The following is a 25,508-nucleotide window of genomic DNA, read 5'->3' on the forward strand; positions in this document are numbered from 1 at the left end:
AAGCCTTTGCCCGCACAGGACACGTGCCGCCTGTTAACGGGACACAGCCCACTCGGTCAGGGCAACGGAAACCTGCTTTTTTCAGCGTAGCGGATACCGGAGAAAAGTCCCGAACAAGCATGACACTCTGCACGAATCCCGTTGTCTATGCTCCGGTTCTCTCGATGCAATTCACGGTGCCTCCGTGAAGCATCGAAGCGTCGATCACCCGCACTACCGGACAGCTCTCACGGATGGCAGCACCTTCAGGGATTCCCAGACACTACGCCGCGCTCAGCGTCGCCGGTCGCGTCCGCGATCACAACGAGGACGCCGTGCTGTGCTGCCCGCAAGCGCGACTCTGGGCCGTTGCCGATGGCATGGGCGGCAAGCAGCGCGGCGAAGTCGCCAGCGAGCTGGCCCTTGAGGCGCTGCAGGCCGCCGTCAGCAGCGGCCAGGGGCTGCGCCGTGCCGTGCACATCGCGAATCTGGCCGTGTATGAGACCGGACGTGAGCGTGGCTTGGACATGGGCACGACGCTGGTTGCAATCCGCCTGGGCTCACGCCGGGACTACGAGCTGGCATGGGTCGGTGACAGCCGTGCCTATTGCGTCGGGCCGGCTCAGATCCGGCAATTGTCACAGGACCACAGCTGGGTCCAGACCATGATCGACGCAGGCCAACTGACACCGGAAGCCGCGCGCCGTGACCCACGCCGCAATATCGTGCTGCGCTGCCTGGGCCAAACGGTCGAAGGCTTCGACATTGGCTACGCCAAAGGCGAGCTTCAGGCAGGCGAATCACTGCTGCTGTGCAGCGACGGGCTCAGCGGCGAGCTGGATGACAGCGAGATACTGAACGTATGCCAGTCCGGCGAAACGCCTGCGGCCATGGTGCGTGAATTGATCGACAAAGCCGAAGCAGCCGGCGGGCGAGACAATATCTCCTGCATCGTGCTCGGCCCCAACATAACCACAACGAGCAATCTGGAGACAGCCATGCGTGCGCTTCTGCGACGGCTGATCCCGAGCCCCTCGAAAACGGACGACCCAAGGCCATGAGCGAACGGACACTCGAACTTCCAGGCTATGACGTACACAGCCTCTTGGGGCGTGGTGGCATGGCCGAGGTCTATCTGGCAACGCAGCGCTCCTTGCAACGCAAGGTCGCCATAAAGGTTCTGCTCAAGGGAGACGACGAGAGCTTTCATCAGCGCTTCATCCGTGAGGCCCATATCGTGGCGTCACTTCATCACCCGTCGATCATCACAATCCATGATGTTGGCGAGCTTGAAGATGGCCGACTGTACCTTGCGATGGAGTATGTGTCCGGTGGCGACCTGCGGCGCTACCGCGGCAAGGCCGTCTCACCCGGCCAGGCGCTGGAGATCGTCCGCGAAGTCGCAGAAGGTCTGGCAGTCGTCCACGATAATGGTTTGATCCATCGCGACCTGAAGCCGGCAAACATCCTTTTTCGCAATGACGGCACCGCGGTGATCACCGACTTCGGCGTTGCCAAGCGGCTAGAGCTGGACAGCGAGATGACGCAATTCGGCATTGCCGTCGGCAGTCCGGCCTACAGCAGCCCTGAGCAGGCTCGCTGCGAGGCGCTCGACGAACGCAGCGATATCTACAGCCTCGGTGTGATCCTCCTGGAGCTGCTCACCGGAACCAACCCGTTCAAGGGGCCTGGCTACAACGAAACGGTTCTTAACCAGGTGCAGCTCGATCCGCCACCGTTGACCGGCCGGCTTGCGCTCTACCAGCCGCTACTGGACAGAATGCTTGCCAAGGACCCGGCCGATCGTTTCAAGGATTGCGGTGAACTGCTGGCCGAACTCTACGAGTTCCAGGATGACAGCGTGCCTCACATTGCGCTGATGCCAACGGCCTCTCCAGACAAACCGAGCAAATCCCAGAGCGTTACCACGCCTCCCCCGGCTGCGAAGCCCGCCGTGCCGCGCAAACGGATGGCAGGCCGCGTCCGCCCCTCCACCATCGTGGCGTGCCTGCTCGCCATCATCGGCGTGGGTGCATTAGGAAGCGGGGGCTATTACGCGCAGCAGCGCTGGCAAATCTCCCACTACATCGAGCAAGGCAACCAGCGCTTCGCACAAGGCAAGCTCATCGAGCCCAGCGAAGACAGCGCGCAGCACTATTATCAGCTCGCCCTTGCGAAAGACCCGCGCAGCGCGGAAGCGAGCAGCGGCCTGCAGCGCGTCAAGAACGCGCGCATTGCTCAGATGCTCTGGATGGCAGAACAGCGGCTGGACGAAGGCCAACTGATGGAACCCGATGGCGACAGCGCGGAGTACTACTACCGCCAGGTTCTCACGCTCGCGCCCGGCCATGCCGGCGCTCAGGCCGGCCTGAATCGCCTGAACGATGCGCGCATCGCGCAATACCTGCAGCGCGGCGATGAGCGCCTGGCGAGCGGGCAATTGTTGCAGCCGGAGGAGGACAGTGCGGTCTATTACTACCGGCAGGTGCTGGACTGGGATCCGGAAAACCTCGAAGCCAGCGCAGGCCTGGATCGCGTTGCCCGAAAATTTGCCGACGAGGCGCGGCGCGCTTATGCGCGGCGCGAGTTCACACTGGCAAAGGAATATGTAGCGCAGGGATTGGAAGTGGATGGTGAGAACGCAGCTCTTGTCCGTTTGCAACAGGACCACGCCCAGCGCGTCCGAGCGAGCCAGACGCGCGTATCCACCACTCGGGCACCCGCCACCAATACCGTCTCCGACAATCCGGTCAAGCGGATCTGGAATCGACTCTTCAACTGATCAGGGCCGGTTCGGATGCTTAAGCTGCAATTCTCGGATAACCGTCAGGCGCCACTGTGGCTGGTGAAGCCATGCCTGACCCTCGGCCGTGATCCTCGCAACGATGTCGTGCTGCACGATGAAGGCGTCGACGACTTCCACGCGGAAATACGCGACGAGCTTGGCACCTACTACCTGTCCGACACCGACAGCCAGGGCGGCACATTCGTCAATGGTGAACGGGTGGAAGCCCGCTATGCGCTACAGGCCGGCGATCGCGTTCAGATCGGGGCCGCAGAGCTGCAATTGGTAGACCCGGTTCGAGCCGATAGCACACCCGCCACTGGCCGCTGGTACCTGCATGTGCTCAGCAGTGGCGAACATGAAGGGCGCAAGTATCACATCAACGGCACGATGACATTCGGCCGCTCCATCCGCTGCGATATGTGTTTCAGCGACATGGCGCTTTCGCGCCGGCACTGTGAGTTCTACCTGCGGGACGACATGCTGGAAATGCGCGACCTCGGCTCGGCCAATGGCGTGCTGCTCAACCAGCAACCCGTGGCCGCCGCCACTCTGAAGCCCGGCGACGAGCTGCAGATGGGATCCGTGACCCTGCTGGTCATCGGGCCCAAGCCACCCGAGATCGAAAGCACCGACGAGGATGCCACGCTGTTCATGCGCGCCGCTGACCTGCCGAAGACCGCGCCCCGCCCGCCATTACCCCGCAGCGCGCGACGTCGTTACCGGGTACGCCCGGCTGCACCAGACGCGGAGCCGATCTCGAATGAGCCCCCTGCCCCCACCAGCATCGCCACGATCGCACTTGTGGCCCTTTGTGCCGCGGCGGTGGTGACGGTGGTCGGCGCCGTCCTGGTATGGCTAAGCTAGGGAGACCCGTTCGTCCCGACACGGAGCACCCATGGATCTGATCTTTCTCGGCACTTCGGCCGGCACGCCGACCCGCTTTCGCAATGTCAGCGGCGTCGCCGTGCTGGAAGACGGCGGGCGTGACTGGCATCTGGTGGACTGCGGAGAGGGGACCCAACACCAGGTCCTGCGGACGCCCCTTTCGCTGCATAGCCTTCATACAATCTTTATCACCCATGTCCATGGCGACCATTGCTTCGGCCTGCCAGGCCTCATCGCCAGCGCGGGCCTGACCGGCCGCAAGCATGGCCTGAACGTCGTTGGGCCTGCTGCACTTGGCCCTTGGCTTGCGTCCACGCTCAGCGTCACGGCCTGCCACCTCCCGTTCGAGGTCAACTTCAGCCCAGTGGAAGACGGCGGCATCTGGACGAGCGAGCGGCTCCGAATCGATGCCTACCCCCTCTCGCACCGCGTACCGTCGCATGCCTACCGCTTTACCGAAGCGCGTCCGGACCCCCGGCTCGACGTGGCCCGACTGGACCGGGACGGTGTTCCGCGCGGCCCAGCCTGGGGACGGCTCATGAGGGGAGAAGATGTCGAAGAGGTGGGACGACAGTATCGCAGTGCCGATTACGTGCTGTTTGATCGGACTCCGCGGCGAATCATCGTTGCAGGCGACAACGACCGGCCAGACCTGCTGGCGGATGCCTGTGACAGTACCCACGTTCTCGTCCACGAAGCGACCTACACGCGGGAAATCGCCGAGCGCGCGGGCCGGGAAGCCGGGCACAGTGCGGCTGAGCACATAGCGACGTTCGCGGAAGATATTCGGCTACCTCACCTGATACTCACGCACTTCAGTGCGCGCTACCAACAGGGTCCGGGGCGGTCGCCGTCCATTGAGGCGATACGTGAAGAGGCCGCCGCCTGTTACAGCGGCGGCCTCTTCCTGGCCGAAGACCTGCAGCGCTACCACCTCGACAAGGGCGGCGCGCTGCATCAGGTCGACTTGAGCTGATACAGCTGGGTGTTTACACCCGGAAGCGGCTCACCATGGTTTGCAGCTCATTGCCCAGCCGTGCGAGCTCGATGCTCGAGGCGGCCGTCTCCTCGCTCGCAGACGCGGTCTGCTCGGAGATGTCGCGGACATTGATCACGCTGCGGCTAATCTCGTCAGCCACCGCGCCCTGCTGCTCGGCCGCCGCTGCGATCTGCTGGTTCATCGCCTGAATGTTCGAGACCTTCTGGGTGATCGCATTCAGTGCGGAGCCTGCCTTGCGGGTGAGCTCGACGCTGCTCTCGGTCATGCTGCGGCTGCTCTGCATGGTAGAAGCCACCTGCTGCGTACCCTGCTGAAGCCCGGCCACCAGTTGCTCGATCTCCTCTGTGGACTGCTGCGTACGCAGCGCCAACCCACGCACCTCATCAGCGACCACGGCGAAGCCACGTCCGGCCTCACCGGCACGTGCCGCTTCAATGGCAGCGTTCAGCGCCAGCAGGTTGGTTTGCTCGGCAACCGCCTTGATCACATCCATCACGCTGCCGATCTTGTTGCTCTCGGCTTCGAGCTTGGACATGGCTTCGGTCGAACGGGTCATTTCTCCGGCCAGACGCTCGATCTGCTGCGCGACCTGCGAGACAACCTGATCGCCCTGGCGGGCATCGGCATCAGCGGCGCTGGCAGCGTGGGAAGCCTCTTCTGCGTTGCGCGCAACTTCCTGCACGGTCGTCGCCATCTCGTGCATCGCCGTGGCGACCTGATCGGTCTCCACCTTCTGCGTATTGACGCCTGCGCTCGTCTGCTCGGTCACCGCGGAAAGCTCCTCGGCGGCACTTGCGATCTGGGTCACGCTGTCGCGGATGCCGGTGATCAGATCACGCAGCGTCGCGCCCATATCGGCAATGCCCTTCTGCAGCGCACCGATTTCGTCCTTGCGATCCACCTGATCGACATGAGACAGGTCACCGGACGCGTAGCGCCTTACAACCTGCATAGTCTCGGCCAAAGGCTGGGTGATCTGGCGAGTGATCAGCCAGGCCGCGAGCATACCGACCAGCAGTGCCGCCAACGTTACGCTGATCTGCAGCACCTTGGCATCATGGCTTTCGCTGTCGCGACGCTCGACCTGGATCTTGGTGAGCTCTTCGCTCAGGCGAACGATTTCATAACCCTGCTTGGTAAGCTCGGCACGGGCAGCGACCACGTCGCGATTGGCGGTGCTTGCCGCTCTGACGTCTGACAGATACTGGTCGAGCGCGGCCTCGATACGCCCCGCATCGGCGCGGCGCTCGTCTCCGAAGATATCCGGAATGCTGCGCACCAAGGAACGGGTCGTTTCGATCTGGCGCTCAACGGCAGCGGCAGCCTCCTCACCTGGGTTGCTGTTGTAGCCACGCATTTCGTAACGGACGGTCAGCCAGCTTTCACGTAGCTGTGCGATCGCACGATAGCTTGCCAGTCGATTCTCGTCATACGCTGGCATCTGCAGGACCGACTGGTAGATCGAATCGATCACCTCACCGGCAACCTTGGAAACATGCCCCATGTCCGCACGAGCATCGTTGCCGACGCGGTAAGCGTCGCGCATTTTCTGAAACGATATCCGGTAGGCATTAATCTGCTCCGCCTGCGCGGCGAGCAATGCGACATTGGCGGGACTGACGAAGGTGTCCTGCACCTTCTTGTGCTCGGCCGCGAACGTGTTTAGTGCCGCCTCAACCGCAGCGGCAGATTTCTCGTCACCGTTCGCCAGCATGAATTGCAGCCGCGTAATACGTAGGTTGGTCAGCGAATCATTCAACGCGCTGATCTGGTGCATCCAGATGCTGCGCTGGGAAACCGTGCCCAAACCGCTCCAGCTTGCAATGGCCAATATCAACGTTAGTGCGAGCACCAAACCGAAACCCAACGTCAACTTCCACGTGACGCTGATATCGGCGAACCACTTCTTCATCAGTATTTCCTTCGCTTTGGCATGAACGGCGCAAGGCGCCACCGCACGTTTATCGTCCGCTTGGCTCATGACTTGAGAGTCACAAGACGATCAACGTTTAATTGACGTCACATTCATGACGAACGGTGGAAGTTAGCTTTGCCAGATGCTTCAAGAAGGGAATCGGTTACACATAAAGCGAGGCGCGATCATTCAGTCCCACCTTATCCTTGGCAGGCTGAAAAAGACGCCAGGCAAAGAAAAGGCGCCAGAGCAGGCGCCTTCGATGCGAGCGGAACTGGCTAGGGTTTAACGGGCGCGAGGAAGCGATCTGCGATGGACTGATACTCCCCGGTCGCCTTGGCCAGATGCAGCCACTGGTCGACATAGCTCTTCCAGGCCACATCGTCGCGCGGCAACAGGAAGGCTTTCTCAATGTACTGCATCGGCGTTTCCGGATTCACTGCGCACAGGTCCGGATAGTGCTGACGTTGGTAACGCGCCTCGGACGCATCCGTGATCATCACGTCGGCCTTGCCATCGACCAACTGCTGGAAGATCGCCAGGTTGTCCTTCTCCAGCGTCAGCTTGGCCTCAGGCAGGTTCTTGTGGACGAAGGCTTCGTTGGTGCCGCCCGGTGGCTCCATCAAGCGAACGGAAGGCTTGTTGATCTGCTCGATCGTTTGGTAACGCGATACGTTTTCGCAGCGCACGAAAGGAATCTTGCCATCCAGCGCGATGGGGTCGCTGAGGAATGCGACCTTCTGGCGCTCCAGCGATACGGATACGCCGCCCACCGCAATGTCGCACTTGCCGGCCAGCATGTCGGGCGTCATGGTCTTCCAGGTGGTCGGCACCCAGTCAATTTTCACGTTCAGGCTCTTGGCGAGCGACTCGGCGAGAGAAACGTCGATCCCCTCGTAACCGCCGTCCTCTCGTTTGAAGGTGTAGGGCTTGTAATCGCCCGTCGTGCAGACGCGAAGCGCGCCGTCCTTCTGTACGCGGTCCAGATGGGAAACCGATGTCTCGGCCTGTACCAGTCCTGCGGCAAGCAGCAGGCCCGCTGCCAGTGCGATTTTCATTGTTATGTCCTTCGGTAGGCGTCGCGCACCCGTCGCGCGAACGGTCTCGGCCGTGTCGGCCGGACGACGAAACTACCGCTCCAGCGTGGACCGGACAAGACCCAGGGTTAGGCGGCGCTGTTCACGTACAGACGGGCCGGTGTTCGCCAGCGCACCGAGGTCAAAAGAGACTGACGCTTTGTCTCGCTTGCCACGCGGACGCTAGCGACTCTGACACATGCCTTCCCGCTCGGTCCTCAGCAGGCGTTCATTCGCGGTGGTCTGGCCGCGAAACGTGGCCAGGGCCACCGCATTCGATAGCGGATCGAACAGGTTCGCGGTCACGCCATAGCGATACACCTGGTACACATTGCGTACCGGCTTCACACCGGGGCAATTGTAGAAGTACCCGTATTCATAGCGGGTCTCGGTACGGCAGGCCTGCCTACCGGACGCATCGGTCCCGCAGTAACTGCGTGACACGGGCCCTTCGCAGAATCCCGGCCCCTGACACTCCATCCGCTCATCCCGGGTGATCTGCTCACCACGGCGCTCCGTCCACGCCACGCTGAGATCGAAGGGCAAGGCGTTGTCGTGCCCCTTTATCAAAAAGCTGTTGTCCGTATAAGCCGCCTTCGGGACCTTGCCTTCGAAACGGGTCGTCCCGCTTTCCAGCACCACTTCATTCGCAAAGATGACCGGCTTGGTGCCGAATTCCAGTGTGGCAGGCCCCGGCTTCAGCATCGCCAGCGTGCCCCCGGCCGCCTGGAGCCGGTTGGTGTCGGGAATCTGGACGTAGCCGTCGGCGGTATGGCCCGCACAACCTGCCAGGACGAACAGGCACAGAAGGACAGCGCATAAGAGTCTTGTTTTCATGAGGCGCTCAGGAGGGACGGCCGTAGCCGGAGGATACGGGCATTTTGATATGTGCCGAGTGGGAGCGTCTAGCGGGAAGGACGCCGCGAATGCGGCGACAGGCCAGCTTTGTCGGTGAGAACCCGAGAGCCGTAGGTGGAATCCCGAAGGGCTTCTACCGTTTACCTCGAACAATACCCACCCATGATACGGCGGTCGGGACGGGACGGCATTTATCCGCTGACCGTGCACGCACTCGAAGCTTCCCGCTGCGGCGCTAACCGTTTCGGTGGGTTACGCTTCGCTAACCCACCCTACAAGGCAGGCGGTGGTGGGCAGGCCTGAGTCAAAAGGGCCGTAGGGTGGAATCCCGAAGGGCTTCCACCGTTTACCTCGAACAATACCACCCATGATACGGCGGTCGGGACGGGACGGCATTGATCCCCGGACCGTGCGCGCACTCGAAGCTTCCCGCTGCGGCGCTAACCGTTTCGGTGGGTTACGCTTCGCTAACCCACCCTACAAGGCTGGCGGTGATGGATAGGCCTGAGTCAAAGAACGCCACCCTTGTATCTACGGCATACCATCAGACCTACTCCTCCTCACGATGATTACCGGGCCCCGAATCATCCTCCTTGATCCGATACCACGTCACATACAACGCCGGCAGGAACAACAACGTCAGCAACGTCGCGCTGAAAATGCCACCAATCATGGCGTACGCCATCGGCCCCCAGAACACTTCCCGGGCAATCGGGATCATGCCAAGCGACGCCGCGGCAGCGGTCAGCAGAATTGGCCGACGACGATGTTCGGTAGCCTCCACTACCGCATTCCAGGGCGAATCGCCGGCACGTTCGAAGGCATCGATCTGGGTCACAAGAATCACGGAGTTACGAATAATGATCCCGATGAGCGCCAGCACGCCCAGGATCGCAACGAACCCCAGTGGCGTCCCCGTCGGCACCAGCGCAATCACCACACCGATTAACCCAAGCGGGGCCACGCTCGCCACGAGGAACATCTTCTGCACACTGTGCAACTGGATCATCAGGAACGTCGCCATGAGGAACAGCATCAACGGCACGACGCTTGCGATCGGCCCCTGCGCCTTGCTGCTCTCCTCAACCGTACCGCCTGTTTGAATACGGTATCCATCGGGGAGCGAATCACTGAACTGCTTGATCTTGGGCCCCAGTTGGGTCACCAGGTCCGTTGGCTGGATATCCCCGATGATGCTGGCCTTGAGCGTAATGGTCGGCTTGCGGTCGCGTCGCCATACCAGCGGCTGCTCCAGGTCATAGCGCACGGTGGCAAAGGCCTTTAGCGGAATCGAGACGCCACTCGCGTTTGTGATCTGAAGGTTCTCGATGGTCTCCGGCGAGCCGCGCTCGGCTTCTTCCGCACGGCCGACCACGTTGATCAGGTAGATATCGTCCTTGACCTGCGTGACGGTCTGCCCGCTGACCACACCATTGAGCACGTTCGCCACGTCCTGCGAGGACAGCCCAAGCTGCCGTGCCTTGTCCTGCGCGACGTCGATTCGCAGCACCTTGCCTGGCTCGTTCCAGTCGAACACCATCTCGCCGATCTCAGGTTCTTCGTCGAGCAGACGTGCCAGCTCCAGCGTATGGGTGCGAACCTCGTTCACATCCGGCCCGCTGACGCGATACTGGACGGGGCGACCCACCGGCGGGCCCATTTCCAGCGGTTGCACGTAGCTGCCGATGCCGACGAATTCATCGCGCAGGCGTTGTTGCAGCTTCGGAATCAGGCGCTCGCGAGCCTCCAGATCCTGGCTGACGATGACCAGCTGTGCGTAGTACGGGTTTTGCAGCTGCTGGTCCAGCGGCAGGTAGAAACGCAGCGCGCCCTGCCCCACGTAGGTGCTCCAGCGACGAATATCCGGATCGCCCTCCAGGCTCGCCTCGAGCCGGTCGACCACACGCGCAGTCTCGTGAATCGAGGCGTACTGCGGCAGGTTCAGATCAACGAGGATTTCAGGGCGGTCCGATGAGGGGAAGAACTGGTTCTGCACATAACGCATGCCAAAGATCGACGCCGCGAACAGCAGCACGGTGACGATGATCGTGAGCCAGCGGTGACGCATGGCGAACAGCAGGCTACCGCGCGACCAGCGCGCGATTCGCCCCGGTTTGTCATGGTCCTTCGCCTTCATCTTCTTCGGCAGAATATGCACGGCGATCACCGGCGCAAAGAACACGGCAACGACCCATGACAACAGCAGCGCGATTGAAATGACGGCGAAGAGCGTGAACGTGTATTCGCCCGCCGAGCTGGCGTTCAGCCCGATGGGGACGAAGCCCGCCACTGTCACCAGCGTGCCGGTCAGCATGGGAAATGCCGTGGATTTATAGGCGTACGTCGCGGCGTCGTGCAGCGAATCACCCTTCTCCAGCCGGGTGATCATGACTTCCACGGTGATCATCGCATCGTCCACCAGAAGTCCCAGCGCGATGATCAATGCGCCAAGGGAGATGCGTTGCATGGTGATCCCGCTCATTTCCATGAACATGAACACCATCGCCAGCGTGAGCGGAATGGCGCAGGCCACAACCAGCCCGGCACGCAGCCCAAGGCTGACGAAGCTCACCGCCATGACGATCACCACCGCCTCGAACAGCGCGTGGGTGAAGCCGCTCACTGCATGCTCGACCACTTCGGCCTGGTCCGACACGGTATGGACTTCCACACCCAACGGCAGCTCGGCGCTCAAGGTATCCATGCGGTTACGCAGGGCCTCGCCAAAGGTCTGGATGTTGCCGCCATCGCGCATGGCGATGGCCAGCGCAATGGCAGGCTTGCCGTTATAGCGAAACTCCATGGTGGGCGGATCGACACGATCACGACGGACGGTTGCGATATCCGTCAGCCGATAGAAGCGATCATTCAGGCGCAGGTTGACCTGTCGAAGGTCTTCCTCCGACCTGAACTGCCCTGTGGTTCGCACCGAGATACGCTCGGGCCCCGCCTCGATCACACCGGCAGGTGTCGTCGCGTTCTGCGCCTGGAGGCTCTGGATGACCTGGTTCTGGTCGATGCCAAGGGCTGCGAGGCGCCGTGTCGAAAACTCCAGGTAGATCACCTCGTCCTGCTGGCCGACCATCTCGACCTTGCCCATCCCGGGCACGGTGCGGATGTCGGCGCGCACCTGTTCGACGTAGTCGCGCAATTGCCGGAAGGTCAGGCCATCGGCCGTGAAGGCGAAGATCGAGCCGTAGACGTCACCGAACTCGTCGTTGAAGGCCGGCCCCTGAATCCCCTGTGGAAAATCGCCGCGGATGTCATCGATCTTCTTGCGCACCTGATACCAGATGTCAGGGATGGCCCCGGCCTTGGTAGTGTCCCGCAAGTAGATAAGGATCGTGGACTCGCCCGGCCTTGTGTAACTCTTGGTGTAATTGAGCGAGTCCAGCTCCTCGAGCTTTTTCTCGATGCGGTCCGTAACCTGATCCAGCGTCTCTTCGACCGTGGCGCCCGGCCAGCGCGTCTGGACGACCATGGTCTTGATGGTGAACGATGGGTCTTCCTCACGGCCGAGGTTGAGGTAGGAATACACCCCCATCAGCAGTGACACGAACATCAGGTACCAGGCGAACGACTGGTGGCGGAGCGCCCAGTCCGACAGGTTGAAGCTGCCCTTCATGGCTGAACGCCCTCGTCCATTCGTACTTTCTGTCCCGGTTTAAGCAGGTTCACACCCGCGCTCACTAAACGATCCCCCTCCTTGAGGTCACCCTGAACCGCCATGCGATCTGCGTCACGGGCAAGCGCTTCGACGGGGCGTGCCTGGACCGTATAGGTGTCAGGATCGATGACCCAGACCTGCAACCGGCCGTCCACGTCCTGAACGGCACTGGTCGGCAACCACATCTGCGGCGGAATCGGCTGGCTTAGCGTAACGGTCACCGAGGTGCCCAGGTGGAACTGTTCGGGTGCCTCGTCCAGTGTCAGCCGCACACGTTGCGTGCGCGTGGCGGCATCGGCTTGTGGCGCAATCTCCCGCACCCGTCCGACGGTCCTGATCCCCGGCTCAAGCTGCGCGTTCACTGAAAACAACGCGCTTTCTTGAATACGCTCCGCGAGCGAGGCCGGCAGGTCGAACACGGCCTCCTTCACATCCGGCCGGGCCAGGGTCACCACTTCCTGCCCTGCCGCGACCACCTGCCCGACCTCCACATGCCAGGCATTAACGACGCTTGCGTACTCCGCGCGCAGCGTGCCGTAGCCGACGCGGTCTTGCGCCTGTCGTGCAGCGGCCCGAGTCTGGTCGAGTGCAGATTGTGCGCTGCTCAGCCGCGTGATGGCCTGGTCCAGTGCTGCCTTGGCTCCGACGCCCCGGTCGAACAGCTCCTGTTGTCGCCTGGCGTCTGCCTGGGCGTTGAGAAACTGCACTTCACTGCGAGCAGCATCGCCTTCGCGGGCACGCAAGGCATTCTGCTGGTCGGTCGGATCGAGCTCCGCCAACACGGTACCGGGTTGTACCTGGGACCCCACATCCACACGCCGCTGGGCAACTCGGCCACCGACACGGAACCCCAGGGTCGTTTCGTAGCGTGCCTGTATGGTGCCGGCGAAACGCCCTACCGTTTCCGCAGCCTGCGGTTGCACCTCGACATAGAGCACCGGGCGCACCGGCGGCTGAGGCGGCGGATCGTCAGAGCAACCTGCCAGGCTTCCGGCAAATGCGAGCAATACGGTCCAGCCGACCAGGCCATTGCGGAAGATCTTCATAGCGAAGACTCCCGCGATTGGGCGATCTCAACGCCCTGATCGGGGTGCAACAATTGTCCACCCGTGGTCACCACGCGTTCGCCGTCATTCAGCCCGCCGGTGATCATTACCTGCCCTTTCAGGTAGCGGCCCACGTCAACGACACGAAGGTTGGCGCGTCCCTCATCATCCAGCACCCAGACCGCCGGTTTGGCGCCAGACTTCGTCAACGCCGACCACGGCAGCGCGACGCTGGCGCGCGGCTGATAGTGCACGCTGGCGCTAACCGTCGACCCAAGCCGCATTTCCGCGGGCGGATCGATCAAGCCGATCTTGACCTGGATGGTGCCGGTCTGTTGCGAGATGGACGGTGTCACCTCACGCACCTCGCCACGCGCCGTCACGGAGGGGTCGTCCAGCAGCGCGACGTCGATGGTCTGCCCCTTCGGCACGGCGAGCAGGGATTCGTAAACATTGAAGACCGCGTCCCGCGCGCCATCCCGTGCCAGCTCGAAGACCGGAGCCGATGCCTGAACCACCTGGCCGACCTCGGCCTGGCGCGCCGTGATGACACCAGGCGCGTCGGCCTTCAGGTCGGTGTAACGCAACTGCTCCCGCGCGTCGGACAGCTGCGCCTCGGCAGCCGCCAGCGAGTTCTTGGCACCTCGCTGGCCCGCGAGTGCCGCATCGTATTCACTTCGGCTCGTATAACCCTTGGGCAACAACTGCTGCTGGCGCCACAGATCCGCGTCTGCCTGCTTGAGCCGCGCGCGTTCGGCTTGTGCCGATGCCTCGGCAGCGCGAAGGTTGTTGAGCTGATCCTGCCGATCAAGCCGTGCCAGAACCTGTCCGGCCTTCACCTCGTCCCCCACATCAACAAGGCGCTCGCCGATACGTCCGCCGACCCGGAAGGACAGCGGGGCCTGGATGCGCGCCTGTACATCGCCCGTCAGCGTGGCGTCGACGCTGTGCTGCTCGATACGAACGGTCTGGACTTCGACCCGAGGGATATATTCAGGGGGGGACGCGGTATCGCCACAGCCGGCCAACACAAGGACCAGCAGCACCGAGGCGCTGCGAATCGAGAGACGCATCAAGACTCCTTACTCGTCCAGGCGCCCGGTCGCCACCCAACGTGGCCAAGGGGTTAGCTGCCTGCATGCATGACTACACGTTGCCGAAGTCTGTTACATGCGGATTCAACTGAGACGGGGTTAACAGCATAGTGAGCATGCGACATATAGCAAAGCCCCGCGGTTCCTCGTCTGCAGCGAGCAAGCGAAGCGCCACATTTGTGACCGAACAGTCGGGTTTTTCGCTGCGCTGATCAGGACGTTCAGGCGAGGCCAGATACATGGCAGCGAGCACCTGAGGGGCCGTCAGGCAAAGCGGGTGCAACCCGCGAATATGAAGACCGAACGCCTCGGACGAAAAGCGGTTGCACCTAGTTGCACCTTTTCGTAGTTACCGTTAGCCTGCCGGCTGATCGCACGATGACCCGGCCTCTCTGCGTGCCTGCCCATCGCGCCATAACAAGCCAAAAAGAGGAGCGACGTACTCCTCCCTGCTCGACGAGGATCTCTCATGGCAGCCACTACCGTTGGTGTGAAACTGGACGATGCAACCCGCGACCGCCTCAAGCAGGCCGCGCAGACCATCGACCGCACGCCTCACTGGGTCATCAAACAAGCAATTTACAACTACCTTCAGCAGATCGAAGCAGGCAACGCCACCGTTTCTGCCTCCGGTACTGAAGATGCCGCCGACGAAGGTGAAGCGCCCGAAGCCAGCCACCAGTACTTTCTCGACTTTGCCGAGAGCATCCTCCCGCAGTCTGTGCTGCGCGCGGCGATCACCTCTGCCTACCGTCGCCCCGAGCAGGAAATGGTTCCCATGCTGCTCGAACAGGCGCGTTTGCCTGAAGCCACGGCGGACGCGGCACATAAGCTGGCCTACCAGCTGGCCGAGAAACTGCGTAATGCCAAGGGCGCCAGCGGCCGTGCCGGCCTCGTCCAGGGCCTGCTGCAGGAATTCTCCCTCTCGTCCCAGGAAGGCGTGGCACTGATGTGTCTGGCCGAAGCCCTGCTGCGTATTCCCGACAAGGGCACCCGCGACGCCCTGATCCGCGACAAGATCGCCAACGGCAAGTGGAGCGATCACCTCGGCAAGAGCTCGTCGATCTTCGTCAACGCGGCGTCCTGGGGCCTGCTGCTGACCGGCAAGCTGGTGTCGACCCATAACGAAGAGAAGATGTCTTCCGCCCTGAACCGCATCATCGGCAAGCGCGGCGAGCCGGTGATTCGCAAGGGCGTGGACATGGCCATGCGGATGATGGGCGAGCAGTTCGTCACCGGCGAGACTATTGGTGAAGCGCTGGCCAACGCCACCCGATACGAAGCCAAGGGCTTCCGCTACTCCTATGACATGCTCGGCGAAGCGGCGCTGACCGAAGAGGATGCGCAGCGCTACCTGGCGTCCTATGAGCAGGCCATCCACTCCATCGGCAAGGCATCGAATGGCCGCGGCATCTATGAAGGCCCTGGCATCTCCATCAAGCTGTCTGCCCTGCACCCGCGCTACAGCCGTGCGCAGTACGAGCGCGTGATGGACGAGCTCTACCCGCGTCTGCTGGGCCTGACCTTGCTGGCCAAGCAGTACGACATCGGCATCAACATCGACGCTGAGGAAGCCGACCGCCTGGAAATCTCGCTCGATTTGCTCGAGCGCTTGTGCTTCGAGCCCAAGCTGACCGGCTGGAACGGCATCGGCTTCGTCATCCAGGCCTACCAGAAGCGCTGCCCGTTCGTGATCGATTACGTGATCGACCTGGCTCGCCGCAGCCGCCACCGCCTGATGATCCGTCTGGTGAAGGGCGCCTATTGGGACAGCGAAATCAAGCGCGCCCAGGTCGAAGGACTTGAGGGCTATCCGGTCTACACCCGCAAGGTCTATACCGACGTTTCCTATGTGGCGTGCGCGCGCAAACTGCTGAACGCGCCGGATGCGATCTTCCCGCAATTCGCCACCCACAACGCCCACACGCTGGCGGCCATCTACCAGATTGCCGGCCAGAACTACTACCCAGGCCAGTACGAGTTCCAATGCCTGCACGGCATGGGCGAACCGCTGTACGAGCAGGTCGTGGGCAAGCTGGCCGATGGCAAGCTGAACCGTCCATGCCGGGTCTACGCACCGGTCGGCAGCCATGAAACGCTGCTTGCTTACCTTGTCCGTCGCCTGCTGGAAAACGGTGCCAACACCTCGTTCGTCAACCGCATTGCAGACCACTCGGTCTCGATCAATGAGTTGGTCGCTGACCCGGTCGTCGCGGTTGAGAAACTGTCCGCCCAGGAAGGCGGCGTCGGCCTGCCGCACCCGCGCATTCCGCAACCGCGTGATCTCTACGGCGCTGCGCGCCTCAACTCGAGCGGCATCGACCTCTCCAACGAACACCGCCTTGCCTCCCTATCCACTGCGCTGCTCACCAGTGCGATGCAGGATTGGAAAGCGCTGCCGATGCTCGGCGGCGCTGTCAGCGACGGCACCCAGGAGCCGGTCCGCAACCCGGCCGACCATCAGGACATCGTGGGTTACGTCCAGGAAGCGTCCGAAGCAGACGTCGACACCGCCCTGCTCGCTGCAGGTGCGGCCGGCCCGATCTGGCAGGCAACCCCACCCGCCGAGCGTGCCGCTATCCTCGATCGCGCCGCGGACCTCATGGACGCGCAGATCCAGCAACTGATGGGACTGCTGGTACGCGAAGCCGGCAAGACGTACATGAACGCAATCGCGGAAGTGCGCGAGGCCGTGGATTTCCTGCGCTACTACGCCCTGCACACCCGCGAGCATTTCGATAACGGTACGCATCGTCCGCTGGGGCCGGTCGTCTGCATCAGCCCGTGGAACTTCCCGCTGGCCATCTTCACCGGGCAGGTCGCCGCTGCGCTCGCGACGGGCAACACCGTGCTGGCCAAGCCGGCCGAGCAGACGCCGCTGATCGCCGCCCAGGCCGTCCGCATCCTGCTCGAGGCGGGCATCCCCGAGGGCGCGCTGCAACTGTTGCCGGGCCGTGGCGAAACCGTCGGTGCAAGGCTGGTCGGCGATGATCGCGTCAAGGGTGTGATGTTTACCGGCTCGACCGAAGTCGCCGGCATCCTGCAGCGCAACCTGGCCGGCCGTCTGGACGCAAACGGGAAGCCCGTTCCGCTGATCGCCGAAACCGGTGGCCAGAACGCCATGATCGTCGACTCGTCCGCCCTGGCCGAGCAGGTCGTCGTGGACGTGGTCGCGTCGGCCTTCGACAGCGCGGGCCAGCGCTGCTCGGCCCTGCGCGTGCTGTGCGTGCAGGAAGACGTCGCGGATCGCGTACTGACCATGCTCAAGGGCGCCATGGCTGAATACCGCCTCGGCAACCCCGAGCATCTGAACGTGGATATCGGGCCAGTCATCGACGCCGAAGCCCAGGCCAACATCCAGTCGCACATCAAGACGCTGCGTGAGAAGGGCCGCACCGTTCACCAGCTGTCGCGCGTGAACAAGTCCGAGACCCGCCGTGGCACCTTCGTGACGCCCACGCTCATCGAACTGGACAGCTTCGATGATCTCAAGCGCGAAGTCTTCGGCCCCGTCCTGCACGTGGTGCGCTTTGCTCGCAAGGACCTGAAGTCGCTCATGGACCAGATCAACGGCACGGGTTATGGCCTGACGCTGGGCGTCCACACCCGTATCGACGAGACCATCGCCCAGGTGGTGAGCCAAGCCCACGCCGGCAACCTGTACGTGAACCGCAACATGGTCGGCGCCGTGGTTGGCGTCCAGCCGTTCGGTGGTGAAGGCCTGTCGGGGACCGGTCCGAAAGCCGGTGGCCCGCTGTACATGTACCGCCTGCTGTCGACTCGGCCAGACGATGCCATCAGCCAGGCCTTCTCGGCGAGCGACACGAGCGCGACACTGGATTCGACCGCACGCAACGAACTGCAAAAGCCGTTCGCCGCCATGGTCGAGTGGGCTGCAGGGGGCAAGCGCACCGAGCTGACGGCCGCCAGCGAGCATTTTGCGAAGGAGACCCAGAGCGGCACCACGCGCCTGCTGCCCGGCCCGACCGGCGAGCGCAACAGCTACACCCTGCTGCCACGCGACGCCGTGTTGTGCCTGGCCGAAGAGCAGAACGACCTGCTGGTACAGATTGCCGCCGTGCTGTCTGTTGGCAGCCGCGCGGTGGTGCAGAAGAGCGCGGCAACCGAGAGCCTTCTCGGCAGCCTGCCAGCCGCTGTTCAGGCCCGCATCATCCGCGTAGCGGACTGGAAGCAGCCCGACACGCATTTCGAAGCGGTGCTCTACCATGGCGACTCGGACCAGCTGCGTGATGTCTGCCAGACAGTCGCCGAACGTAAAGGCCCGATCGTCAGCGTGACCGGCCTGTTCCGCGGCGAAACGGCCGTTCCGCTGGAGCGCCTGCTCATCGAGCGCTCGCTCAGCGTGAATACGGCCGCTGCCGGTGGTAACGCCAGCCTGATGACGATCGGCTGACCGTCTGCGGGCAAGCGAAAAAGGGGCGAAGTCGCAAGGCATCGCCCCTTTTTCGTAGCGACCACTTCTCAGTTGGAGCGGGCAGTCACTTATTGGACGCGGTAACGGCGGAAGCCCTTCGGGATTCCGCCCTACGAAAGCCGTCTGGCAACGCCGCACCCGTAGGGTGGGTTAGGCGCCTACGCTGCTGTCTCGATCACCACACCCTTCGCCGCGCCGTAACCCACCGACCTCGCGACACGCCTGCCAGCGACTGGTCTCGGCCTGACCAAACGCGGCTCGTCAAATCTTCCGGCTCATCACATAGCAATCGACCAGTCCAAGCGTCTTGTGACGGTAGGCCTGCGGCAGCGTGCCGACGATCTCGAAGCCATGCTTTTTCCATAGGGCGACGGCGACTTCGTTGGCCGAGACCACCGAGTTGTACTGCATGGAAAGAAAACCCAGCTCCTTCGCCACCTGCAGCGAGTGCGCACACAACGTGCCAGCGACGCCGCGCCCGCGTGCTGTGGGTGAAGTCATGTAGCCGCAGTTACAGACGTGGTCGCCTGGGCCGGCCGCGTTGGGTTTGATGTAGTAGGTGCCCAGGATCCGCCCATCCGCCTCGGCGACGTAGGTCGCGCGGGGCAGCTCGACCCAGAGCTTCCATGCCGCGACCCGATCCATGTTCGGGTCGAGCGCATAGGTTTCCTGGGCCTGCACGACATCGCGGATGATGGGCCAGACCTGGTCGAAATCCGCTTCGGTGATGGGTCGAATGTTCACGGCACTGCTCCTTCGTCGATCAAGCCCCGAAGCGTATCAGGCCACACGCGACGCGACACCGTCGGCACCGATGCGGATAAAACCGGCGGCGTGGGCACTCTCAGATCTGAGCCACTGTCCGGACACCTCCATGCGCCTGCTTCGCAGCCTATGCCTTTTCATCTCCTGTGCCCTGTTCCACGCGACCCTGTCCGCCGCACCGGCGGCTACCGATCACACAGTGACCGACGCCGACGTGCAGCGCGTCATCGACCTACTCCAGGATGATCAACGCCGGGCCGACGTGATTGCGGTACTCAAGGCGCTGGCCGATCCTGAACATTCCGCATCCAGTGCGGCCGAGGCGTCAGACGCCCCTGCGGCGGACGAGCAGACGACCGCACTCGTTCCGCTGGAAGAAGATGGCCTCATTGCGCGAACGCTTCAGCAGATCGGTACGTGGGCCGATGGGCTTGCTCAGCAGGGCCGTCAGCTTCGCCAGGCGGCCCATGCCTTGCCGGAGGGCTGGCACAGAGCCTTCGGCAGCGAAGCAGGCCGCCAACGCTTGCTCATGGCGTCGCTTGGGCTCGCGCTGGTCTTCGGCGCGGCACTGGCCGCCGAGTGGGCAGCCGCACGACCTATTACACGGCTGCGTCGGCGACTGGCAAATGCAGCGTCCCGTGATGTCCGGCTGGCGAACAGACCGGCGACCGGAAACGGTGAGATACCGCCCGGCCCGGCCACGGCAGCGACCCGCCCCAGTGCTGAAGGTGTCGCCCTGGTCCAGACCCAGCGCAATGGCGTAGAGGAATTGGAAGCCATACCCGTCGGCAACACCGCCGCGGCTGCCCCGCCAGAACCCACGCCGAGCGAAACGACGCCACCGCTGCCCAGTGCGACCGAACATTCCCTCGGGCCACTGCGTCGGCTGGTCTATGCGGCAGGTCGAATGTTGCTCGAACTCGTGCCAGTCGGTGTGTTTTTCGTTGTCTCGGCGATAGCGCTGCGCCTGTTGGAGGATTACAACCCCGCGCTATCCGCCGCCACAGGCATATTCGTCAACGCCTACCTGACGGCCCGCGTGACAATGATCGTGGTGCGTCTGCTCGTTTCGCCCTGTGGCGACAGCTCCGCCGTCATTCCCATGAGCGCAAGGCTTTCCGAGTTGCTGGAGCGCTGGACACGACGCTTCGTGACCACGGCGACATTCGGCATTGCGTTGGCCGAGGCCGCCTCGGTGTTGGGGGCAGGTGCAGATAATCGGGTGCTCGTACTCAAGCTCACCTCGCTACTGGTGCATGGGTTCGCCGTGGCGCTGATCCTGCACCTGCGTCGACCTGTGGCCGACGCGCTGCGGCCCGCTGAGGATGCTGCCGGGCTGCGCGCGGCGGCGCGACGCTGGCTCGCACAGGTGTGGTGGGTATTCGCTGCGGCCACCGTGCTTGGCGCCTGGCTGGTGTGGGCGATGGGCGTCGAAGACGGCCTGCCTCGTCTACTGGGCTTCCTGGCCGTAAGCGGCGCCGTCCTGGCCGCGGGCCGAATCGCGGCGATCCTGGCGCAAAGTGCGCTGGGTCGGCTCTTCGATGTGGACGCACCGCCAGAAGAGACAGCCTCAAGCTTTTCGCTTCAGCACTACTATCCGCTGGCCCGCAGCCTCACCTCGTTGCTGATCGGGCTCGGTACGCTGGTCGCACTGTTCCAGGCCTGGGGATTCAACGCCTTGGGGTGGTTCGCGCAGGACACCATTGGCCGCAGCCTGGTGTCGGCGGCATTGACCATTCTCATCGCCGCCGTTGGTGCATTGCTCATTTGGCAGTGGGCCAATTTCGCGGTCAATCAACGGCTCCAGCGCTGGACGCAACGGGGAGATGTCCTGCGTGTTGCCCGCTTACGGACACTCATGCCGATGCTGCGTACGGCCCTGTTCATCGTGATCTCACTGGTTGTGGTCCTTACTGCACTCAGCCAACTGGGCATCAACACGACGCCACTTTTGGCCGGCGCCAGCATCATTGGAGTCGCGTTGGGGTTTGGCTCGCAAAAGCTCGTGCAGGACTTCATCACCGGCATCTTCCTGCTCATGGAAAATGCAATGCAGGTGGGCGACTGGGTGACGGTCGCCGGCGTCTCCGGGACGGTCGAATACCTGTCGATCCGCACCGTGCGGCTGCGCGCGGGAGATGGCTCGCTCCATATCGTGCCGTTCAGCTCGGTCTCGACCGTCAACAACACCAACCGCGGCATTGGTAACGCCGCCGTGCGCATCAGCGTGGGCTACGACGTCGATGTCGAGGAAGTGATCGCCGAGATCAAGCAGATCGGTGCGGACCTCCGCGCGGACCCTGCCTTCAGCAGCCTGATCCTCAACGATATCGAGGTATGGGGCGTCGATGCCGTGGACGGCTCGATGGTGACTGTCGCAGGGCAGATCCGCTGTATCGACAAGGGCCGTTGGGGCGTACAGCGGGAGATGAACAAGCGCATCCTGCAACGCTTCCGCGAGCGCCAGATCGAGATCGCCAACCCTCGCACGACGTTGATCGTCCCGACCGAGCCGACGCCACCACCCAGGGAGCGACCGGCTTGATCGTGCCGCAGACGCGCACCGCCTACCTGGACCGACCGTAAAGCCTCAGCACTTCCCAGATCGGGCGCGTAGATCAAAAGCCGCAGGTTTCACCCGCCCTACTGCTGGACGCGAAATGCTCCGTAGGGCGGGTGACAACCCGCGTGGACGCGTGCTGCACTTCTGGGCTATTCCGCTCTGTCGAAGCCTTCCGCCAGATGCTTGTCCTTCAGCTTCACGTAGTTGCCGGCCGTGTAACTGAAGAAATTGCGCTCCTTGTCCGTCAGCGGGCGTGCCTGCTTCACAGGGCTACCCACATACAGATAACCGCTCTCCAGCACCTTGCCGGGCGGCACCAGCGCACCGGCGCCGATGATGACCTCGTCCTCGACGACCGCGCCGTCCATGACGATCGACCCCATACCTACCAGTACCCGGTTGCCGATGGTGCAGCCATGCAACGTGACCTTATGGCCGACCGTGACTTCGTCGCCGATGATCAGCGGGAAGCCATTTTCATTGAACGGACCCGCGTGGGTAATGTGCAGGACGCTGCCATCCTGGATGCTGGTCCGCGTGCCAATGCGGATGCGGTGCATGTCGCCGCGGATGACGGTCAATGGCCAGATCGAGCTGTCCTCGCCTATCACCACATCCCCCATGACCACAGCACTATGGTCGACGAACGCACGCGCGCCGAGTTGCGGGGTATGGGTTTCGAATTTACGAATCGTCACGATAGAACCCTCGTCAGGTCATTTTTGTCCGGATTGTAATTAACATGGACCGCACACGGGTTGTGAAACGTGCCTTGCGGCCCCATAACCCCTTTAATCGAATTCGAGCCTGAAGGTGTCTTTGCCGTGACTGCCGATAACCCACTGCTGCAACCGTTCGACCTGCCGCCCTATTCCCGCATCAAGCCCGAGCACATCGAGCCTGCAGTGGACACCATCCTTGCCGATAACCGCGCCGCGCTGGCCAGGCTCCTGAGTGAACAGGGTGCCCAGCCAACCTGGGACGGGTTCGTGCTCGCGCTGGATGAACTGGGCGAGCGCCTGGGCCGTGCCTGGAGCCCGGTAAGCCACCTGAACGCCGTCTGCAACAGCCCGGAACTGCGCAAGGCCTACGAGGCATGCCTGCCGAAGCTGTCCGAGTACTGGACCGAACTGGGCCAGAACCGCGATCTGTTCAATGCCTACCAGGCCTTGGCGACTGGACCGGAGGCCGCGGGTTACGACGTTGCCCAGAAGACCATTCTGGAGCACACACTACGTGACTTCCGCCTGTCGGGTATCGATCTGCCAGCCGACAAGCAGAAGCGTTACGGCGAAATCCAGATGCGCCTGTCCGAGCTGACCAGTACCTTCTCCAATCAGCTGCTCGATGCCACCCAGGCCTGGGTGAAGCACATCGAAGACGAATCACTGCTGGCTGGCATTACCGAAGCGGCCAGGGGCCAGATGAAGCAGGCCGCCGAAGCCAAGGGCCTTAAAGGCTGGCTGATCACGCTTGAATTCCCCAGCTACTACGCCGTGATGACGTACGCTGACAACCGCGCGCTGCGTGAAGAAGTCTATGCGGCGTACGCAACACGTGCATCGGACCAGGGCCCGAATGCCGGCCAGAATGACAATGGCCCGCTGATGAACGAAATCCTCGACCTGCGCCAGGAACTGGCCGGGTTGCTGGGCTTCGCCAACTACAGCGAGCTGTCACTGGCGAGCAAGATGGCCGAATCGACCGATCAGGTGCTGAGCTTCCTGCGAGACCTCGCCGTGCGCAGCAAGCCCTACGCCGAGCAGGACCTGAACGAGTTGCGCGCGTTCGCCGCCGAAAAGGGCTGCGACGACCTGCAGAGCTGGGACGTCGGCTACTACAGCGAGAAACTGCAGGAACAGCGTTACAGCGTCTCGCAGGAAATCCTGCGACCCTACTTCCCTGTGGATAAAGTCCTCTCCGGCCTCTTCGCAATCGTCCAGCGCCTTTATGGCATCGAGATCCGAGAGTTGAATGACTTCGACGGCTGGCATCCGGACGTTCGCCTCTTTGAGATCCTGGAGAACGGCGAGCACGTCGGCCGCTTCTTCTTTGACCTCTATGCCCGCGCCAACAAGCGTGGCGGCGCCTGGATGGACGGTGCCCGCGACAAGCGTCGGACCGGAAGCGGCGAGCTCATCAGCCCGGTCGCGAACCTGGTGTGCAACTTCACACCGGCGTCCAAGGGCAAGCCTGCGCTGCTGACCCACGACGAAGTCACCACGCTGTTCCACGAATTCGGCCACGGTCTGCACCACCTGCTGACCCGGGTCGAGCATTCCGGCGCGTCGGGTATCAACGGCGTGGCGTGGGATGCCGTCGAGTTGCCAAGCCAGTTCATGGAAAACTGGTGCTGGGAGCCCGAAGGGCTGGCGCTGATGTCCGGCCACTACGAGACGGGCGAGCCGCTCCCGCAGGACCTGCTGGACAAGATGCTCGCCGCCAAGAACTTCCACTCCGGACTGATGATGGTCCGCCAGCTGGAATTCTCGCTGTTCGACTTCGAACTGCACGCCACCCATGGCGACGGCCGCAGCGTGCTCGACGTCCTCAATGCGATCCGCGACGAAGTATCGGTAATGCGTCCGCCGGCGTACAACCGCTTCCCGAACAGCTTCGCGCATATCTTCGCGGGTGGCTACGCGGCGGGTTACTACAGCTACAAGTGGGCTGAAGTGCTTTCTGCGGATGCATTCTCGAAGTTCGAGGAAGACGGCGTACTGAATCCGGAAACGGGCCGCGCCTTCCGCGAGGCCATCCTGGCGCGTGGCGGTTCGCAGGAGCCCATGGTGCTGTTCGTGGACTTCCGCGGTCGCGAGCCGAAGATCGATGCCTTGCTGCGCCATCTGGGGCTCAGTCAGGAGGCCGCATGAGCGACACGCCGAACGTGACCAAGAAGCGCTTCATCGCCGGGGCCGTGTGCCCGGCGTGCAGCGCGCAGGACACGATCAAGATGTGGAACGTGGATGGCGTACCGCACCGCGAATGCGTGGCCTGCGGTTACGCCGATACGCTCGATGCGCGCGGCAATTCCGTCCCCAACGAATTGCCTACCCGGGTAAATGCCACCGCGCTCAAGCCCAAGAAGCCGGCTGACCCGAGCGTGAAGGCCGTACAGTTCTTCCCCAACCCCAAACTCAAGAAGCCCGACCCGGACGCCTGATCGGCCGGCCGGATCGCCTCAACGGTGGATAACGCTTGCAGCTATCCACCGTACGGGCTTCCCGCTGTGGTGTGCCGGGGTAGTTCAGTACTGTAGGGTGGGTTAGCGAAGCGTAACCCACCGAAGCGATCGACACGGCAACGAGCACGTTCGGCGTAGTTGCCTGTGCGCGCAACACACCCATGATCGGGGCGTCCTGGTGCGAGGTAAACGGTGGAAGCCCTTCGGGATTCCACCCTACGACACTGTGTCATTCTCCGAAGCAGGCGTATAG

At 62.8% G+C, this 25,508-nt stretch carries 16 protein-coding genes and 1 pseudogene; 8 read left to right on the forward strand and 9 right to left on the reverse strand.

The window, feature by feature from the left end; translation table 11 throughout:
* The first annotated feature begins 233 nt into the window (after positions 1-233).
* From ACY8D3_RS18115 to ACY8D3_RS18130, 4 genes are read left to right on the forward strand one after another with little or no spacing between them, the layout of a single operon-like run.
* On the forward strand, positions 234-1,040 hold the full coding sequence (locus tag ACY8D3_RS18115; RefSeq protein WP_462380202.1) for a PP2C family protein-serine/threonine phosphatase: 807 nt from the start codon (positions 234-236) through the stop codon (positions 1,038-1,040).
* A complete protein-coding gene (locus ACY8D3_RS18120) occupies positions 1,037-2,761 on the forward strand; it encodes a serine/threonine-protein kinase (RefSeq protein WP_462380203.1) in 1,725 nt (574 codons plus the stop codon). Before ACY8D3_RS18115 ends, ACY8D3_RS18120 begins: the two co-directional genes overlap by 4 nt.
* A 15-nt stretch (positions 2,762-2,776) precedes the next feature.
* Positions 2,777-3,631: an FHA domain-containing protein gene (locus ACY8D3_RS18125; protein WP_462380204.1), complete on the forward strand. Its 855-nt coding sequence runs from the start codon at positions 2,777-2,779 to the stop codon at positions 3,629-3,631.
* A 31-nt stretch (positions 3,632-3,662) separates the two neighbouring features.
* Complete coding sequence (locus ACY8D3_RS18130; RefSeq protein ID WP_462380205.1) at positions 3,663-4,628, forward strand: ribonuclease Z; 966 nt, start codon at positions 3,663-3,665, stop codon at positions 4,626-4,628.
* A 13-nt stretch (positions 4,629-4,641) separates the two neighbouring features.
* Here ACY8D3_RS18130 and ACY8D3_RS18135 read toward each other — a convergent pair whose 3' ends face one another.
* The 7 genes and pseudogenes from ACY8D3_RS18135 to ACY8D3_RS18165 form a co-directional block, all read right to left on the reverse strand.
* Entirely contained in the window at positions 4,642-5,505 is an 864-nt protein-coding gene (locus ACY8D3_RS18135; protein WP_462384433.1) for a methyl-accepting chemotaxis protein, read from the reverse strand.
* A pseudogene (locus ACY8D3_RS18140) lies at positions 5,497-6,633 on the reverse strand (methyl-accepting chemotaxis protein); the annotation flags it as partial. The pseudogene ACY8D3_RS18140 and the gene ACY8D3_RS18135, both read right to left, overlap by 9 nt.
* Before the next feature lie 212 nt (positions 6,634-6,845).
* Entirely contained in the window at positions 6,846-7,625 is a 780-nt protein-coding gene (locus ACY8D3_RS18145; protein ID WP_462380206.1) for a transporter substrate-binding domain-containing protein, read from the reverse strand.
* A gap of 201 nt (positions 7,626-7,826) precedes the next feature.
* Positions 7,827-8,480, reverse strand: a complete 654-nt coding sequence (locus ACY8D3_RS18150; RefSeq protein WP_462380207.1) for a hypothetical protein — start codon at positions 8,478-8,480, stop codon at positions 7,827-7,829.
* Positions 8,481-9,051: 571 nt separating this feature from the next.
* On the reverse strand, positions 9,052-12,126 hold the full coding sequence (locus ACY8D3_RS18155; RefSeq protein ID WP_462380208.1) for an efflux RND transporter permease subunit: 3,075 nt from the start codon (positions 12,124-12,126) through the stop codon (positions 9,052-9,054).
* Positions 12,123-13,214 (reverse strand): efflux RND transporter periplasmic adaptor subunit, encoded by a 1,092-nt coding sequence (locus ACY8D3_RS18160; RefSeq protein ID WP_462380209.1) that lies wholly within the window; start codon positions 13,212-13,214, stop codon positions 12,123-12,125. The genes ACY8D3_RS18155 and ACY8D3_RS18160 overlap by 4 nt, the downstream gene beginning before the upstream one ends.
* On the reverse strand, positions 13,211-14,287 hold the full coding sequence (locus tag ACY8D3_RS18165; RefSeq protein ID WP_462380210.1) for an efflux RND transporter periplasmic adaptor subunit: 1,077 nt from the start codon (positions 14,285-14,287) through the stop codon (positions 13,211-13,213). The genes ACY8D3_RS18160 and ACY8D3_RS18165 overlap by 4 nt, the downstream gene beginning before the upstream one ends.
* Positions 14,288-14,777: 490 nt before the next feature.
* Here ACY8D3_RS18165 and putA point away from each other — a divergent pair, with 490 nt between their 5' ends.
* A complete protein-coding gene (gene putA / locus ACY8D3_RS18170) occupies positions 14,778-18,722 on the forward strand; it encodes a trifunctional transcriptional regulator/proline dehydrogenase/L-glutamate gamma-semialdehyde dehydrogenase (RefSeq protein WP_462380211.1) in 3,945 nt (1,314 codons plus the stop codon).
* Positions 18,723-19,004: 282 nt separating this feature from the next.
* Here the strand turns inward: putA and ACY8D3_RS18175 are convergent, their stop codons facing one another.
* Positions 19,005-19,487 (reverse strand): N-acetyltransferase family protein, encoded by a 483-nt coding sequence (locus ACY8D3_RS18175; RefSeq protein WP_462380212.1) that lies wholly within the window; start codon positions 19,485-19,487, stop codon positions 19,005-19,007.
* A 130-nt stretch (positions 19,488-19,617) separates the two neighbouring features.
* Here ACY8D3_RS18175 and ACY8D3_RS18180 point away from each other — a divergent pair, with 130 nt between their 5' ends.
* Positions 19,618-22,053 (forward strand): mechanosensitive ion channel family protein, encoded by a 2,436-nt coding sequence (locus ACY8D3_RS18180; protein WP_462380213.1) that lies wholly within the window; start codon positions 19,618-19,620, stop codon positions 22,051-22,053.
* Between the two features lie 167 nt (positions 22,054-22,220).
* Here ACY8D3_RS18180 and ACY8D3_RS18185 read toward each other — a convergent pair whose 3' ends face one another.
* Positions 22,221-22,769 carry a gamma carbonic anhydrase family protein gene (locus tag ACY8D3_RS18185; RefSeq protein WP_462380214.1) on the reverse strand — a complete coding sequence of 183 codons (549 nt, stop codon included), beginning with the start codon at positions 22,767-22,769 and terminating at the stop codon, positions 22,221-22,223.
* A gap of 126 nt (positions 22,770-22,895) precedes the next feature.
* On the opposite strand from ACY8D3_RS18185, the gene prlC reads away from it, so the two are divergent.
* A complete protein-coding gene (prlC, locus tag ACY8D3_RS18190) occupies positions 22,896-24,944 on the forward strand; it encodes an oligopeptidase A (protein WP_462380215.1) in 2,049 nt (682 codons plus the stop codon).
* A complete protein-coding gene (locus ACY8D3_RS18195; RefSeq protein WP_462380216.1) occupies positions 24,941-25,234 on the forward strand; it encodes a YheV family putative zinc ribbon protein in 294 nt (97 codons plus the stop codon). Before prlC ends, ACY8D3_RS18195 begins: the two co-directional genes overlap by 4 nt.
* Positions 25,235-25,508 lie beyond the last annotated feature (274 nt).

The organism is Pseudomonas sp. Marseille-QA0892, from assembly GCF_054950135.1.